Origin of the sequence: Streptomyces sp. NPDC088733 (assembly GCF_044751185.1) — a bacterium.
Classification (GTDB): domain Bacteria; phylum Actinomycetota; class Actinomycetes; order Streptomycetales; family Streptomycetaceae; genus Actinacidiphila.
This window is the reverse complement of record NZ_JBIVLH010000048.1, coordinates 1-14,710: the sequence shown is the minus strand read 5'-3', so window position 1 is coordinate 14,710 and position 14,710 is coordinate 1. Positions and strand designations below refer to the sequence as shown.

The following is a 14,710-nucleotide window of genomic DNA, read 5'->3' as shown; positions in this document are numbered from 1 at the left end:
GAACCCCAGGTCAGGACAAGGGCCGCCCCACCTCGCTCCTAAGAGGTCATCTCGTTTGGTGAGCCAAAGCCAGGGTGCCCCGGTGGGCCGGGCCTATGGTGGCGGTGCGACGATGCGGGGATGCGCGAGGTCAATGAGCTGATCTACGTCGACGATCCGGCCTGGCCAGCCCTTCTCGAAGTGCTGGCCGGTACCGGTGTTCCCGTCGAGGTGCTGCCTGCCGATGCTGGGGTAGGCCGCGCTGGCCTACGTCAACTACAAGTCTCCGCCCGGTCGAACCTGGGCGGGATTGTGCTGAACTGCGGCGGTCTACTCGTGGACGGCGGATGGCTGCGGATCTTCGGCAGCCCCCGTGGCACTGACGCCGAGGCATTGCTGAGTCTGGCCGAGGTCAACGCGATGCCCTCAACCTTCGATCCGGCATGGCGACCGGGAGCGGGACTCGTGGTTGCGCACGATGTGCTGGGCGGGGTCTTTGTCCTTAACGGAGCCGATCCCGGTTCGGCCGGTCGGCCAGGCGAGCCGGACGAGGTCGCTTACTTTGCCCCCGACGCCCTTGGCTGGACGTCTCTGGGTGCCGGCCACTCGGCCTGGTTGTCCTGGATCTTCGCGGGAGGACTCGATGAGTTTTACGCGGACCTGCGGTGGGACGGCTGGCGCAGCGAGGTCTCCGCGCTGACTGGGCGGCAGGGGCTGTCGTTCTTCCCGCCGCTGTGGTCTGCCGAGGCCCGCCAGGACCTGTTGGCGACCAGCCGTCGTGCGGTGCCCATGGCAGAACTCCTGGGCCTGAGCCATGACTCGTGCCTTCAGTTCGACGGAGCGGACCCGGGCTTCCTCGGCGTCGCATGAGCTGGCTCACCTACCCAGACGCCGGAAGCAAATGAGGGTGGCGGCGATGCTGGCGAAGGCGAGGAAGTGTTCGGCCTTGCGTTCGTAGCGACGGTGTAGGCGGCGACACCCGGTCAACCATTCGACGGTGCGCTCCACGGTCCACCGGTGACCGCCCAAGCGTTGGCAGGATTCGATGCCCTCGCGCGCTATGCGCGGGGTGATGTTCCGGGAACGCAGCCATCGGCGCAGGTGGTCGTAGTCGTATCCCTTGTCACCGTGGAGCTTGGCGGGCCGTCGTCGCCGCGGTCCGCGGCGGGAGCCGACCCGGTCCAGCAAGCTGATCGCATGCTCTGCGGACCGTCCGTGCCCGAGCAGGTCGGGTCCTTCCTCGTTGTTGAGGAAGGGCTCGTCGTTGAAGAAGCGCGCGTCGGCCATCTGTCCATTTGTTGGGACAGGCGGAAGCCCAAGTAGGGGAGTTCGCCCTGTTCAGGTCGTAACGAGGTTGGCTGTGACACATCCTCGGTGCCCTGCTCGCCCGCCCGGAGGTCCGCGAGCGGTCGCGAGCAGATCGCGCAGCTGACCGTGTTGTTGGACGAATTCGCCCAGGCCGCCAAGCACATCGCGATCACCCGTCCGCGTCCTCGTCCCGGAACTGCAGGACGAGGCGGCCGCGGACACCCCTGGCTTCGAGGAGGCGGTGGGCGTCGACGGCCTGTTCCGGCGGAAAGGCCCCGGCGACCCGCAGAGTGAGGACGCCGTCCTCCGCCTGGCCACGCAGGCGGTCGAGTCGCGCGTGGTCGCCGAGAGAGTCGGGGACGTTGACCGAGTGCAGGCGGACGGAGCGGCGGCCGAGCTCGCCCGGCGGCATGGCTTTGACGCCTTCGCCGAGCAGTACGGCGATCCCTCCGCCGGGCCGGACCGCGGGGGCGAGGGTGGCCGAGCCGAGGACGGCCGCGTCCAGGAGGCCGTGCACGCCGCCGGGGGCCGCTCGCAGGATGTGGTCGGTGACGGCGGCCCCGCGGGGTACCACGGTGTCGGCGCCGAGCGCGTGCACGAGCTCCCGGTCGGCGGGTGAGGCGTCGGCGATGACGGTCAGGCCGTCGGCCTTGGCGAGCTGGACGGCGTATCCACCGACGACGCCGGCCGCGCCGGTGGCGGCGAGGGTCTGTCCCGGGGTCAGGGCGAGCAGATCGAGGGCCTGCCTGGCGGTGAGGCCGTTCATGGGGAGGGTCGCGGCCTGGGCGTACGTGGCGCCGGCCGGCGCGCGGACGACCCAACTGGCGGGGAGGACCACGTATTCGGCGTAGCCGCCGGCGTGTTCCGTGAGAGGCATGGTCATGGCCGTCACCCGGTCACCGACACGCAGGCCGGTCACCGACTCGGGGCCGATCTCGTCCAGTACGCCGGCCGCCTCCATGCCGGGGATGTAGGGCGGTCCCGGCGCCAGGTGGGCGATCGCTCCGTTGCGCAGGTAGCGGTCCCCCGGGTTGACGGTCGCGGCATGGACCCGGATGCGGACCTGGCCGGGACCGGCGTGCGGCTCGGGGATCTCGAAGATCTCCAGGGCTTCCGGTCCTCCGAAGCGGACCACTCCGATGGCTTTCATCGTTCTCCTTCCTGGGGTGCGGCAGCCCCAGGGGCCTTGTGGCGGGTCAGTTGGTCTTCGGCGGGGCCTGGTAGGGGCCCGTGTCGGGGAGGGTGTCCATGCGGTACCGCTCCAGCACCGATCCGGTGATGTACCAACGTCCCTGGATGCGCTTGTAGGTGTCGTGGTACTGGCCGTAGCCGTGGAAACCGCCGCCTGCCTTCAGGTTGACGTAGTCCTCCATGACCCAGGTGCCGGTTGCCGTGTCGCCCTTGACCGTGATGTTCGGAAGGAGTCCCTGGTGCGCGGTGGGGGCATCGGCGATCAGGGTCTTGGTGGCCTTGACCAGTTCCGCGGGGCTGTTGAATTCCTGGCCGGTGTTGATGTGCGCGTCGGGCGTGAACAGCGCCTGGAGATCGGCCCACTGCTTGGTGTCGATGTCCTGGAAGTAGCGGGCCTTCAGCTTCTCGATGCCCTGGATGTCCGCGAGGTTGCGGACGGTCGCGGCGAGGGAAGCGCTGCCGGCGTTGTCGTTGTGCGAGTGGTGCGAACTGGCCGTCGCGGTACCGGTCGCCACTCCTCCGGCCAGGAGGAGGGCGGCGGCCGTCACCATGCCCGCCTTCTTGGAGAACCGGCGGTGGGAGGGGGTCGTGCTGCGGTCGGAGGTCATTGCTGTCCCTTTTCTGGTGCGGCATGCGGGTGCCGGTGTTCGGGGAGCGCCCGTTCGGCGATTCGCGAAGCCGATGCGACGTGTGGGTCCCGGCTTTCGCGGCTGACCCCGCCCCTTGGGGGCAGGGCCGCGTCGGCAGGTTCGTGACCACAACCGTGCCGGGCAAGACAGACTCTACACATACTGGAACGTGCGGTCAATTTATTGGAATGGCGATCGTGAATCGACCGCCGGATGTCATGGCGGAGGTGCCCGCGTGGCAGGAACCGCAAGGTCTTCGCTGTGGACGTGGGTCTGGGGTTGGCTGGAGGGCGCCGGACCGTGCCCTCTTCAGGTACTGATACGCTCGTTCCATAATCTTGGCGTTTTTGCCTCTTCAGGCAACGAGCGACCGGCCGCAGGCCGAGAGGTCCTGACCCGCAGGGGTCGACCTCTCCCTTTCCTCTCGCCCTTCCCCCAGGAGCACGCGCATGTCCACGACCGCCCTTCAACCGGACCCCCGGCGCTGGAAAGCGCTGATCTTCATCGGCATCGCCCAGCTGATGGTCTTCCTGGACGGGGCGATCATGAACATCGCCCTGCCGTCCGCGCAGCACGACCTGGGCTTCTCCGACGGCGGCCGGCAGTGGGTCATCACCGCCTACGGCCTCGCCTTCGGCGGCCTGCTCGTCCTCGGCGGACGACTGGCGGACCTGCGGGGCCACAAGAAGATCTTCCTCATCGGCCTTGTCGGGTTCGCGGTGGCCTCGGCCATCGGCGGCCTGTCACCCAACCTCCCCACGCTGCTGACGGCGCGCGCGCTTCAGGGCGTGTTCGGCGCGCTGCTCGCCCCCGCCGCACTCGCGCTGATCTCACTGGGATTCACCGACGCGAAGGAGCGGGCGAAGGCGTTCGGCATCTACGGTGCCATCGCCACGGCCGGCGGCGGCGCCGGCCTGCTGCTGGGCGGTGTCCTGACGCAGTACGTCAACTGGCGCTGGGGCTTCTACATCAACCTGCCGATCGCCGCGATCGGCATCGTCGGCGTCCTGAGACTGGTGGGGGCCGACAGCCGGCACACCCGCCGTGAGCGCCTCGACCTGCCCGGAGCCGTACTGGCCACCGGCGGCACCGTCGCCCTCGTCTTCGGCTTCGCCAAGGCGGAGGGCGACGGCTGGGGCTCGACCCTGACCATCGGCATGTTCGTCCTGTCCGTGCTGCTGCTGGCGTCCTTCGTCCTACTCGAGTCGAAGGCGAAGTCGCCGCTGCTGCCGCTGCGCGTCCTGACCGAGCGGAACCGGGCCGGGGCCTACCTGTCCCTGGGCCTGTCCGTGATCGCCATGTTCGGCATGTTCCTCTTCCTGAGCTACTACTTCCAACTGGTCAAGGGCTACTCGCCGGTGATGAGCGGGCTGGCCTTCATCCCCATGGCGGTCCTGCAGGCCATCGGCTCCACCCAGATCGGCGCCCGCCTCTTCCACCGCGTGCGCCCCGGCGTGCTGATGAGCGCCGGATACGCGGTTTCCGGCATCGGCGTACTGATGCTCTCGCTGCTCGACGCCGGCTCGTCCTTCGCCTTCATCGCGGCGGCTGAGATGGTGGTGGGCGTCGGCATCGGCACCGCGTTCATGCCCGCCTTCGGCCTGGGCGCCCACGGCGTGGAGGCCCGCGACGCCGGCGTCGCCTCCGCCATGACCGGCGCCGCCCAGCAGATCGGCGGCTCCATCGGCACCGCGCTGCTCAACACCATCGCCGCCCGCGCGACGGCCGGCTATCTGGCCTCCCGCCACGGCACCAACCCCGTGGACAAGGCGGCACTGGTGCACGGTTACGCGGTGGCCTACTGGTGGGCGGCGGGCTTCCTTGCCGCAGCCGCGCTCATCGCCTTGTTCGCGGTCAACGTGGGCAGACCCTCCACGCAGAAAGCAGCGGCGGCCGACCACGACGACCTCGCCGCACTGGACGTGCACCCCGCCCACTAGACATCGGACAAGCGAAGCGCCCCGCGGCTGAGCCGCGGGGCGCTTCGCTTGTCCGGTACGGGCAATGTCAGCCGAGAGCGTCGAGAGCGACCTCCGCGACCGCGGTCAGGGAGGCGCGGTCGGGGTTGATGGCACCCAGCACCCGCAGCCCGTGGAGCGTTGCGATGAGATACCGCGCGAGGTCGCGGGGGCTGCGGCCGGCGGGCAGCTCGCCCTTCGACCGGGCCTCCACGATGACCTCGTACAGCGCGTCCTCCAGCGAGGTGGTCGTGGCACGCACATGGGCGGCGACCGTGGCGTCGTGGGAGATGCGCTCCATCGTCGCGCCCACGATCATGCAAGCCCTGCGGCTGCCGTCCTGCGCGATCACGTCGACGGTGCCCAGCAGCACCTCACGGATCAGCTCCCGCGCGGGAGCCCCGGAACGCAGGATGTCGATCAGGGGCAGGGCGTGCTTCTCCCGGTAACGGTCCATGGCCGCGAGATACAACCCCTCCTTGCTGCCGAAGGCGGCATAGAGCGAGCCCCGCCCCACTCCGGTGGCCGCCACCAGGTCCTGCACGGACGTGCCCTCGTAGCCCTTGGTGCGGAAGGCGTCCATTGCCGCCTCCACCGCCACTTCGGTGTCGAACTCTCTGATCCTGGCCATGCCGACCAGGGTATCCAAATCAGGAATGATGAGTCAAATAACACGACGGTCCGCGAGCACCATCCGCACGGGCCGTGATTCGCTGTCCGTCCGGCGCCAGGACCAGTCTTTCTTTACTCCTCGTTCCAGATAGTGTTCACTGAGGCACACGGCCAGGAAGACAGCAGCAAACCGGTCTCCGGCCGTCCTCTCACCCAGGGCATTCGCCCGCCCGTACGCACACCCGGTCACCGGGACACTCGCAGGAGCAGACACATGAGCACCATCGGTATCGGCATCATCGGCGCGAGCCAGCACGGCTGGGCCTCGATCAGCCACGTCCCGGCGCTCAAGGCGCTGCCGGACTTCGAGCTGCGCGCGATCAGCACCTCCCGCCAGGAGTCGGCCGACGCGGCCGCTGCCGCCTTCGGCGTGGAAGCGGCCTTCGACAACCACGCGGACCTGATCGCCCACCCGGGCGTGGACGTCGTGGTCGTGGCGGTCAAGGTGCCCCACCACCGGGAGCTGGTCTCGGCCGCGATCGACGCGGGCAAGACCGTCTACAGCGAATGGCCGCTCGCATTGGACGGGACCGAGGCCGCCGACCTGGTCCGCCGCGCCGAGACCGCCGGCGTGCGCACCGTCATCGGCCTCCAGGGCCGCTACCACCCCGAGCTGCGCTACGCCCGCCGACTGATCGCCGAGGGCAGGATCGGCCGGGTCATCGGTACCACGCTGGTCGGCTCGGGCATGGTCTGGGGACCGCAGACCACCCGGGCGCACGCGTACTGGTACGACAGGACCCAGGGCGCCACTCCGCTGACTGCCGCCGCCCTGCACGCCATTGACGCGCTCAGCGCGACCCTCGGGGAATTCACCCACCACTCGTCCAACCTCGTGGTGGGGCGCCAGGAGGTCACCGTGGCCGAGGACGGAAGCGTCCTGCCGGTGACCGCGGCCGACCAGATCTCCCTGATCGGCACGCTGGAGGGTGGGGCGGCCGCGTCGGTCTTCTACCGCGGCGGCACCTCGCGCGGTGACAACTTCCGCTGGGAGATCAACGGCACCGACGGCGACCTCGTGCTGACCGCGGGCTGGGGGAACATGCAGATCGCCGACCTCACCTTGCAGGGGGGCTTCGGTGACGACGCCGCCGTTTCCCCGATCGAGGTACCCGCCGAATACCGCGCCGACATCGCCGAGGAGCTCGCGGGTCCCTCCCGGAACGTCGCCGCGCTCTACACGCACCTGGCCCGCGACCTGCGTGACGGCACCCACACCGTCCCGGACTTCTCCTACGCCCTGTCCCGCCACCGGCTCATCGACACCATGCAGGGCCCCTCGGCCTGACCTGAACACCGCCGTGAACGGATTCACCTGAACGGTTCCGGATGACGTGCGTGGGCCCCCGACCTGGGTGAAAACCCAGGTCGGGGGCCCGGCCGGACGGTGGTCGGGCCCCCGATCAGCGACTCCGACGACACCCCTCGGGCCCGGTGACAGCGCCCCCAGGTCATCCATTCGACAGAGGGCAACAGTCATACCGGGCCCGAAGGCGCCGGTTGCACGAGCCGCGACCGCCCGGCCGCCGCACTGACGCGCCCGGTCGAGCACCCGGACGCCTGGCACAACCGCTCGCGGGCGCAGGGCTCCCTGTCGCCGAGGGGTTCGACAGTCCCGGTCAGGCGAGCAGGCCCTTACCGTTGAGCCTGTTCACCCAGTCCCCGTGGGCCTCGAGCACCGCCTGCGCCACCCGGGAGTTCTCCCTGAGGGCCGCGTAGTAGCGGTCCGGGTCCCTCCCCTTCCATTCGGGCGGGACCTCGAAGTACGCGAGCGGGCCATCCAGTGGGGCGTGCAGTCCGCCGAGCACGTCGCTGAGCTCGTGGACGGCGCTGGTGAATTTCTCCGTGGCCGCGGCCAGGTCGGGGTCCCTGAAGCGCAGCACTTCGTCCGCCAAGGCCTCGGCGGCTTCGTGGACCCCGTCGCTGACCGACGCGGGGACGCGGTGGAACGGGCCGCCGTTGCGGAGGTGCTTGAGCCAGGGGGCATCCTGTGGGGCCAGCCTCAACAGGCGCTCGGCGGTTGTCCGGTCACCGCCGGCGGCCGCCGATGGGCCCGGCGCCGCGGCGCTGCTCGACCAGCCCAGGGCGAGCAACCGCTGCAGCTCGGCTGGCTTGAGCCACGAGGTGTCGTCCCCGGACCGGACGGGGACGGCCACGCCCTCGCGCCCCTTGGGGTCCGAGGCTGGCACCACGAACGGCTCGTCCGTCGTGGGCTGCGGCGGTACGTACAGCACGAGGACCCCGCTGTCCTCCTGGCACGCGACCCAGTCGACGCGGAGGTCCCGTACGGGGGGCCGCACCTGCTCCATGAGGATCTTGCGGTGGCGGCCCGGGTCGACGAGTCGCTGGGGGACGGGCTTGAGCCCGTCGACGACCTCCCGCCCGTCCACCAGCTCGGTCCGCAGGCCGATCATCAGCAGGCCGCCCTGCGCATTCGCCATCGCGGCGACGTGCTTGCACAGTTCGGCGCGGGGACCGGCCTGGTCCAAAGCGTAGATCGAGCTCTTCACATCGAGCCACGATGCCTCAGACAGGCCGATCACGCTGTCCCACTGCCCGTCGAGGGCTGCCCGGTAGACGGTGTCGAGATCGGGCATCGGCCCAATACGCGGGCGCGCGGACCTGGCGTATGCCCGGAGGTGCAGCACCCCCCGTCGCTTACCGCTCGCGGGGCGGCAGGCCGGCACGTGCGCTTTGCCCGCCGGGCTGGGCTGTGGGCGGACCAGGACGAGTGTCTCGGACGGCAGCCTGTGCAGGGTTGCGTCATCGTGCCGGGACCCGCAGCCGGCAGTCGAGTGGGGCCGCAGTCGTCGTGTTGCAGGACACCACACGGTGAGATGCGGCGGGAAGGAGACCCGCGCGAACGCCCAATCGGCAGTCCTCCCGGCGCATGACGCAGCGGTGCCTTGCTGGGCCGGCGCTCACTTGCTCTGGATCAGGCTCAGAGACGTCCCAGTCGATCTCACCGGCTGCGTCGGCCGCGGCCTGGACCTGCTGTGGCAGACGTTCCCACGTCCCGTCCGCCAACCATAGCCCGTGCCGTTCATAGACCGTCTTCCACGGCCCGAACCGTTCCGGCAGGTCGCGCCACTGCACCCCGGTCCGGACCCGGTGCAGCATCCCGTCGATCACCTGCGGGTGATCGCGCCACCGGCCACAGCGCATATTGCTGACCGGTAGGAACGGCCGCAGCCGTTCCCACTCGGCATCGCTCAAGTCACCCCGCCCCATGTCCACATCAACGACCCGGAGGACGGCCAGCACATGATCGACCGGACAAGTCCTCGTGACCTCGTTCCCGGCCGAGGAAGCACGACAGGAGTCGCCTGAAGTCGTGCGGGTGCTCGAGCGCCGGCACGTGCCCGCATCGGCCGAGCACGTACAGCCGGACATCGGCCAGGTGTTCGAGCAGGGGTAGGGCTGCTGTCCTGAGCGCGGTGACTCGGTCCTCGGCGCCGTGGACGAGCAGCACGGGCGCGCGGGCCCCTGCCAGCGTTTGCGCGGAGAGGGTGAGCTCGTCGGCTCAACGTGCCCTAGGTGGAGGGAACAACGACGCGAATGCGGCCGCCCCCGCTCGCATCGCGGCTGCACGGGCAGCGACGGCCGACTCGGTCACGAGCGCTTGGTCGAGGACGAGGTGACTCAACATGTCTCGTGCCCCGAGGAGGCCGGCGGTGGCGGCCCAGACCGCGTCGAGCTCGGCGGACAGCGGCGCCCCGGGGGCGCCCATTGTCGAGACCGCCACGACACGGGTGACCTGCTGGGGACGCGCGGCCGCCAACGCCAGCGCCACGGCACCCCCCCCATGGAGTGGCCCACCACGGCGTAGTGCTCGCCGCCGAGAGCGTCCATCAGGCCAGCGGCCTGCCCCGTCCACAGCCGGAGCCCACCCCTGGAGCCCGCCGGGATGGGTGTACGGCCGAACCCCGCCTGGTCAGGAGCCACCAGGTGCCAGGACGTGCCCAGCGCCTGTGCCGTCGTTGCCCAGGCTCCGGATCCGGTCACCTGCGGGGCCTGCGTGAACAGGTAGTCGATGCGGCCGAAGCGAGGGACGTGCTGAGACTTCGGGACGGCGAGGACGTAGCCGACGGCGGCTTCCTCCAGCAGACGGCGGAAGCGCCATTCCTGACCGTAGGCGGAATCGGCGGTCACCCAGGCAATCGTCAGCGGTGAGGCGAGTGCCCGCACCACCATGGTCTTGGCCAGTTCGCCCTTGGTGGCGAAGGCCCGGTCTTCGGGGACTTTCGCAGCACGGCAGCGCTGGGAATCGTCGGTCCATGACCGGGGCAGATACAGGTCCCGGTCCACTAGGGCCCGGCCGCGGGCGGTGGCGTAGGCGGCGAAAACCCCGATCTGGCGGTTCTCGGTGCGGCCGGCGGTCCCGGAGTACTGGCGCTGCACGCCCGCGGAAGTGGTGCCCTTCTTGACGAATCCGGTGTCGTCGATGATCAGGACGCCACCGTCGTCTCCGAGCTGTTCGGCAACGTAGGTCTGCAGGTCGTCACGGACGGCGCCGGCATCCCAGACGGCCCTGTTCAACAGTCGCTGGAAGCCGTCGGGGGTGCGATGGCCGACGAACTCGGCCAGTTGCCAGCCGTTCTTGCGGCCGACCGGACTCAGCAGACCACGGATGTAGTCACGCATCCTGCGGCGCAGGTCAGCGTGGCCGAAACGATGTCCGACACGGATGAAGAGCTCGTCGAGTTCCTGGTTCTGAGAAGCATCCGCAAGGTCGTCGATCACGCTGGGAGGCTGCCCGGCGCTCGACCCGGCCACGTGCCGACTCCACTTGCGTGCTGCCGGCCTGGGTCTCGGCGGCGATCGGCGCTAACGTGCACGGCGCCGTGCGGCCGGGGTGGGCATCGGTGCTCTCAGGCCTTGGTGGCTCCGGAGGGCGACCACTCGGCGCTGTCCACCGGCGACCATCCGTCCGGACGCTCGTCGAGGCGGTGGCTGCGCTTGCCCAGACGTTCGCTCAGTACGTCCGTCGGAAGGGGGGTGACGAACGCATTGTCGGCCAATGTGTACTCGGCGGCGAGGCGGCCGATCGCCGGAATGGCAGCGGTGTCGATCCGTCCGTTCTGCAAGTAGACGTCGTCCCGGATGTGGAAGCGCACGACCTTGCCCCAGACGACGTGGTCGTTGACGTCGCCGACCTGCATGATGCGCGCAAGCGTGCATTCCATGGCGATCGGGGAGTCCTTCACACGCGGCACCTCGACCACTTCACAGGCCTCTTTGGTCAGCCCGACCTCTTCGAACTCGTCCTGGGAGCCATCGAACTCGATCGCACTGCGATGCATCTCGTGGGCCTGTGGAAGCGTGACCAGGTTGGTGACGAACTCACCGCTGTCCCGAATGTTGACGAGTGTGTCCTTCAGCGTCCCGTCCGACCGTGGCTGCAGGGTCAGGGAAACCATCGGGGGCATCCGGCTCACTACGGTGAAGAACGAGATCGGCGCCAGATTGGCGACACCGGATGTCGACAAGGTGCTCACCCAGCCGATCGCGCGCGGCGTTACCGACCCGATGAGGAGCTTGTACGCGGATCTTGCGTCAAGTTCGTCGCTGTTTATGATCACGTTGATGACCTCTCTGGCATGCACGGCGGCATATCACCGGTGAAGGTGCGGCCGGTGCGGGCCTAGACCGATCAGCGTGGCCAGGGCGCAGCGCGCGCTTGGCCACGGTCGGCGCCGAGCCGACCACCTTCCCTGTCGCCATCAGCCACCAGCGTCACGGTAGGGGCAGGAGTGCCACGCCGTCGCGGAATCAGTTGGCCGCGGAAGGAAAGGACTTAAGGCCCTCGAGTACGTCGCGCCCCTTGGCGGTGTCGGCGTACAGCCGTGCCTCCGTGATCAGTCCGTCGGTCACGGTGAAGAGCAGGAGATGCTCGTTCTCCATCGTGCGGCCGTTCTTCGCTTTCGCTCGGGCCCGTACCGGGACCACCACGTGCGACCCTGCGTCAAGAACTGCATGCAGATCGTAGTTGAAGTACTCGTAGTAGTGGTCGTAGAGGTCCTTGTAGAAGGCCGCGAAGCCCTCCCGCCCATGGAACGTCCCGCCGTAGGGCAGTGAGACGGGGAAGTGGAAAACCACGTTCGGCGACATCAGAGCCACCAGGTCGGACGAGTTGTTTTCCTCGAATCCGGTATAGGCGCGACGACAGGCATCAACGATCATCTGGTTGCTCGACATGCTCTCTCCATGCTCAAGACTGAGTGCAATGCGGGGTGAACATGTGTTCACCCATCTGGTCCGTCCCGTGTTGTGCGGCAGCACCCAAAGTCAAAAGGGCGGGGCCGTTCGGCTCGCCAGGCGCACAGCGGGCAGAGACAGGGCTCGAGGCGGTCACCGGGCGGCCTCGCGGGCCGACGGTGCAGAAGTGCGGCCAACGGCCCGCTGATAGCTAAGTCTCTCTCTGGAACTCAGAAAGTCAAGGCTGAGTTCCACATGGAAACCCTGGGGGTATTCTGACGATATGGAGTGGCATGAGCTTGATCTGGACAATTGCAGCGTCGCCGCGACCCTGAGACTGATCGGCGAGCGGTGGACGCTGCTCATTCTGCGCGAGGTCTTCGCCGGTCTTCACCGCTTCGACGAGATCGCGGAGCACCTCGGGGTCTCCCGTCGGGTCCTGACCGAACGCTTGCAGCAACTCGTCGACGCCGGCTTGCTGGAGCGCCGCAACTATCGGGAGGACGGACACCGTGCGCGCCAGGAATACCACCTCACGTCGCCCGCCCACGACCTGCAGTGGGTTCTGGCCGCCCTCCTGCAGTACGGAGACACACATCTCGGCGGCCCGGAGGGCCCGCCGGCACTGCTGAAGCACGCCGGCTGCGGCGGCCAGGTACACGTCGAGCTGCGCTGCTCCTGTGGGCAGAAGGTTTCCGGCTCCGAGGTGAGGCCGCTCACCGGCCCCGGGGCCGTCAGGCTGTCTTCCTGACGGCAACCCGCTCGTCAACGATCGCCCCGCATCCACCGGCCCACGGGCATCACCTGGGTTGCGTGGGACGGCGGAAGTGCGGGGAGAGGCGCCGGATCGAAGTGACTCCACCGGGATTCCAGGCCGTCGGGCTGGCGGAGTGCACGGTGCTCCGGTGCCTGAAGCGCGCCGCCCTTCAACCTGATGAGCAGGTCCCGTGCAATTCCCTGACGCTTCCAGGAGCGGCGGTCTACAGGGACTCCAGGGCTGCCCGCCAGTATCATGCCCCCTCCCGCAAGATCCGCCATCTGGCGGACCAATCTGCAAGGTTCTCACCATTCGTCTGTGGTCGCCCGAATGTCTGCTGTTGAAGAATAAAGGCGCCAGCTTCAATCAAGTGAGGTTGCGGGGTGACTGCAGCGCTTCTCTGCGTTTCCCGACACACCGGCCAGACCGCCATTCGACGCGGAGCTGGCGTGATCGCGGCCTTCTGCGAGGCCACACCGCCGACCAGCGGCGAGGAGTTCATTCGTCGCACGCTCCAGCCATAACGCCGCGATCCGCCGCACATCCAGCCGCCGTCAGACGGGCTTACCAGCAACAAGCATCAGTTGCAGGTCACGTCCGTTGGAGAGGTGTATTGACGGCCACTCGGTGATCTCTTCCTTGAGGCTATGCGGTGAGTTCGGTGGGCAGGACGGTGTCGTGGGTTTCTGACCCGTTCGGGTGGCGGCGGGTCGTCGGCGTCCCAGGACGCGCGGCTCAGCAGCTGCTGCATACCGGCCGGACTGCTGTCACCGGCATGCTCCGCGATCGTCCAGCAGTTCTTCCGCGGCAACTCTGCCAGCAGGCCCAGCACGAAGGCCCGTGCCCTGCGACGCGGCTCGACCCGGGCGAACCGCCTTGCCACCCTCGCCATCAGGTCGTCGAAAACCGGCTGCCACCGGGCAGGGTCTACGCTGTGGCCCACGGCCATCGGCTGATCTTCGTCTGTCCGCACAACCGAAGATGATCACCGGTGGCCACACCCTTTCTACGCCACCCAGCAATACAGGTTCTCGTCTCCCTCGCGGACGGCACGGGCCAGGTTGGCCAAGCCGCTCAGGATCCACACGGCGATCTCGGGGTCGAAGTCCTCGCCGTCTACCGCCCGCTCGGCTACCCACAGCCGGCTGACTTCAGCGAGCCGGTGCCCGACGGCAGTGCACAGGGCATCTCGAAGGGTGCCGGAGACGGCGAGGACGAGCGGACCATCGCCGTTGTCCGAGTCGACAACAGTCTCGGGAACATCATCGTCCAGGACTTCCTCAAAGCTCCGACCGGTGAAGATGCCCTCCCACTCGATCAGAGCCTCCTCGACATCGAAGTTGCCGAAGGTCAGGGACTCGAAGACCCCGTCGGGACCACACTCCGCGACAGCAGCGGCAGCTTCCGCGTCCGGTGCCACGAAGAACTTGATGACGATGCTCACCGGCGCATAGTGCCCGTTCCACCGGGCCCGGTCTACCTGCCAGCGGCCAGCAGAAGCCGACCGAGAGGCTGTCCGCCTACAGGCCAAGATCAAGATCTACAGCTGGAGTACTGGACGATCAACGCTGTGACCTGCGATCGAGCGGTCAACGGTTGTCAGCGTTGACTGTCGTTGCGCGCCCTCGGACGGCCCAGAGACGGCCCAACGCCGGTGCCGTCTTCGTCTCGGACTTTCGCACTGGAGTACCTCGCTACTGTGGGCCCATGGCGCACCCGGCTCAGCAGTACTACAACCCCGACCTGACTGACGAGGAAGAAGGTGCGCTGCTTCGCCGGAACTACCTTCTACTCATGACAGCGCAGGCTGCATTGGGGCTGATCGGCCCCGATCTCCTTGGGCTGGCTGTGGAACCTCGGCAGGGTGAAGTCGTCATCCATGCTGCAATACGTAAAGAGACACCCGAAGTGCTTGGGGTCTGATGCAGCGTTGGGTGACAGGTTGACCTGCCCCACAGTTTGGGTTCCAGCTGCGGTGGCTAACTGGCGGCGGGGACGGTGTCTTGTGCGGAGAGTAG

General features: G+C 68.4%; 14 protein-coding genes and 2 pseudogenes. 5 read left to right on the top strand and 11 right to left on the bottom strand.

Features of this window, described 5'->3' with window-relative positions; genetic code table 11:
* Positions 1–120 precede the first annotated feature (120 nt).
* Complete coding sequence (locus tag ACIP64_RS40735; RefSeq protein WP_401597723.1) at positions 121–849, top strand: DUF2625 family protein; 729 nt, start codon at positions 121–123, stop codon at positions 847–849.
* Between the two features lie 6 nt (positions 850–855).
* On the opposite strand, the gene ACIP64_RS40730 is transcribed toward ACIP64_RS40735, so the two are convergent.
* From ACIP64_RS40730 to ACIP64_RS40720, 3 genes are all read right to left on the bottom strand, one after another.
* A complete protein-coding gene (locus ACIP64_RS40730) occupies positions 856–1,266 on the bottom strand; it encodes a transposase (RefSeq protein WP_401597720.1) in 411 nt (136 codons plus the stop codon).
* A gap of 190 nt (positions 1,267–1,456) precedes the next feature.
* Positions 1,457–2,437, bottom strand: a complete 981-nt coding sequence (locus ACIP64_RS40725; protein ID WP_401597717.1) for an NADP-dependent oxidoreductase — start codon at positions 2,435–2,437, stop codon at positions 1,457–1,459.
* Positions 2,438–2,483: 46 nt separating this feature from the next.
* On the bottom strand, positions 2,484–3,086 hold the full coding sequence (locus tag ACIP64_RS40720; RefSeq protein WP_401597714.1) for a nuclear transport factor 2 family protein: 603 nt from the start codon (positions 3,084–3,086) through the stop codon (positions 2,484–2,486).
* 470 nt (positions 3,087–3,556) lie between these two features.
* Here ACIP64_RS40720 and ACIP64_RS40715 point away from each other — a divergent pair, with 470 nt between their 5' ends.
* On the top strand, positions 3,557–5,047 hold the full coding sequence (locus ACIP64_RS40715; RefSeq protein ID WP_401597712.1) for an MFS transporter: 1,491 nt from the start codon (positions 3,557–3,559) through the stop codon (positions 5,045–5,047).
* A gap of 67 nt (positions 5,048–5,114) precedes the next feature.
* Here ACIP64_RS40715 and ACIP64_RS40710 read toward each other — a convergent pair whose 3' ends face one another.
* Entirely contained in the window at positions 5,115–5,696 is a 582-nt protein-coding gene (locus tag ACIP64_RS40710) for a TetR/AcrR family transcriptional regulator (protein WP_401597709.1), read from the bottom strand.
* 255 nt (positions 5,697–5,951) lie between these two features.
* Between ACIP64_RS40710 and ACIP64_RS40705 the strand changes: the two genes are divergently transcribed.
* The gene (locus tag ACIP64_RS40705) at positions 5,952–7,025 is read left to right on the top strand and encodes a Gfo/Idh/MocA family protein (protein ID WP_401597706.1); all 1,074 of its coding nucleotides are present in this window, start codon (positions 5,952–5,954) and stop codon (positions 7,023–7,025) included.
* Positions 7,026–7,356: 331 nt separating this feature from the next.
* Here ACIP64_RS40705 and ACIP64_RS40700 read toward each other — a convergent pair whose 3' ends face one another.
* From ACIP64_RS40700 to ACIP64_RS40680, 5 genes and pseudogenes are all read right to left on the bottom strand, one after another.
* A complete protein-coding gene (locus tag ACIP64_RS40700; RefSeq protein WP_401597704.1) occupies positions 7,357–8,334 on the bottom strand; it encodes a helix-turn-helix domain-containing protein in 978 nt (325 codons plus the stop codon).
* A 349-nt stretch (positions 8,335–8,683) separates the two neighbouring features.
* Positions 8,684–8,968, bottom strand: a pseudogene (locus ACIP64_RS40695) (transposase); the annotation flags it as partial.
* A 411-nt stretch (positions 8,969–9,379) separates the two neighbouring features.
* Positions 9,380–10,480, bottom strand: coding sequence for an IS701 family transposase (locus ACIP64_RS40690; protein ID WP_401597702.1), 1,101 nt, complete (start codon positions 10,478–10,480; stop codon positions 9,380–9,382).
* A 128-nt stretch (positions 10,481–10,608) separates the two neighbouring features.
* Positions 10,609–11,343 carry a flavin reductase family protein gene (locus ACIP64_RS40685; RefSeq protein ID WP_401597699.1) on the bottom strand — a complete coding sequence of 245 codons (735 nt, stop codon included), beginning with the start codon at positions 11,341–11,343 and terminating at the stop codon, positions 10,609–10,611.
* A 166-nt stretch (positions 11,344–11,509) separates the two neighbouring features.
* Positions 11,510–11,935, bottom strand: a complete 426-nt coding sequence (locus ACIP64_RS40680) for a nuclear transport factor 2 family protein (RefSeq protein ID WP_401597697.1) — start codon at positions 11,933–11,935, stop codon at positions 11,510–11,512.
* Positions 11,936–12,218: 283 nt separating this feature from the next.
* Between ACIP64_RS40680 and ACIP64_RS40675 the strand changes: the two genes are divergently transcribed.
* Positions 12,219–12,686: a winged helix-turn-helix transcriptional regulator gene (locus tag ACIP64_RS40675; protein WP_401597695.1), complete on the top strand. Its 468-nt coding sequence runs from the start codon at positions 12,219–12,221 to the stop codon at positions 12,684–12,686.
* A gap of 718 nt (positions 12,687–13,404) precedes the next feature.
* Here ACIP64_RS40675 and ACIP64_RS40670 read toward each other — a convergent pair.
* Together ACIP64_RS40670 and ACIP64_RS40665 are read right to left on the bottom strand one after the other, a co-directional pair.
* Positions 13,405–13,584 (bottom strand): annotated as a pseudogene (locus ACIP64_RS40670) (IS701 family transposase); the annotation flags it as partial.
* A gap of 114 nt (positions 13,585–13,698) precedes the next feature.
* A complete protein-coding gene (locus ACIP64_RS40665) occupies positions 13,699–14,136 on the bottom strand; it encodes a hypothetical protein (RefSeq protein WP_401597692.1) in 438 nt (145 codons plus the stop codon).
* Between the two features lie 263 nt (positions 14,137–14,399).
* Here ACIP64_RS40665 and ACIP64_RS40660 point away from each other — a divergent pair, with 263 nt between their 5' ends.
* The gene (locus tag ACIP64_RS40660) at positions 14,400–14,615 is read left to right on the top strand and encodes a hypothetical protein (RefSeq protein WP_401597689.1); all 216 of its coding nucleotides are present in this window, start codon (positions 14,400–14,402) and stop codon (positions 14,613–14,615) included.
* Positions 14,616–14,710 lie beyond the last annotated feature (95 nt).

Coding starts and splice junctions, on each gene's coding strand:
- ACIP64_RS40705 (WP_401597706.1), top strand. CDS start 5,952: ATGAGCACCATCGGTATCGGCATCATCGGCGCGAGCCAGCACGGCTGG.
- ACIP64_RS40710 (WP_401597709.1), bottom strand. CDS start 5,696: ATGGCCAGGATCAGAGAGTTCGACACCGAAGTGGCGGTGGAGGCGGCA.
- ACIP64_RS40660 (WP_401597689.1), top strand. CDS start 14,400: ATGGCGCACCCGGCTCAGCAGTACTACAACCCCGACCTGACTGACGAG.
- ACIP64_RS40735 (WP_401597723.1), top strand. CDS start 121: ATGCGCGAGGTCAATGAGCTGATCTACGTCGACGATCCGGCCTGGCCA.
- ACIP64_RS40680 (WP_401597697.1), bottom strand. CDS start 11,935: ATGTCGAGCAACCAGATGATCGTTGATGCCTGTCGTCGCGCCTATACC.
- ACIP64_RS40700 (WP_401597704.1), bottom strand. CDS start 8,334: ATGCCCGATCTCGACACCGTCTACCGGGCAGCCCTCGACGGGCAGTGG.
- ACIP64_RS40675 (WP_401597695.1), top strand. CDS start 12,219: ATGGAGTGGCATGAGCTTGATCTGGACAATTGCAGCGTCGCCGCGACC.
- ACIP64_RS40730 (WP_401597720.1), bottom strand. CDS start 1,266: ATGGCCGACGCGCGCTTCTTCAACGACGAGCCCTTCCTCAACAACGAG.
- ACIP64_RS40725 (WP_401597717.1), bottom strand. CDS start 2,437: ATGAAAGCCATCGGAGTGGTCCGCTTCGGAGGACCGGAAGCCCTGGAG.
- ACIP64_RS40715 (WP_401597712.1), top strand. CDS start 3,557: ATGTCCACGACCGCCCTTCAACCGGACCCCCGGCGCTGGAAAGCGCTG.
- ACIP64_RS40720 (WP_401597714.1), bottom strand. CDS start 3,086: ATGACCTCCGACCGCAGCACGACCCCCTCCCACCGCCGGTTCTCCAAG.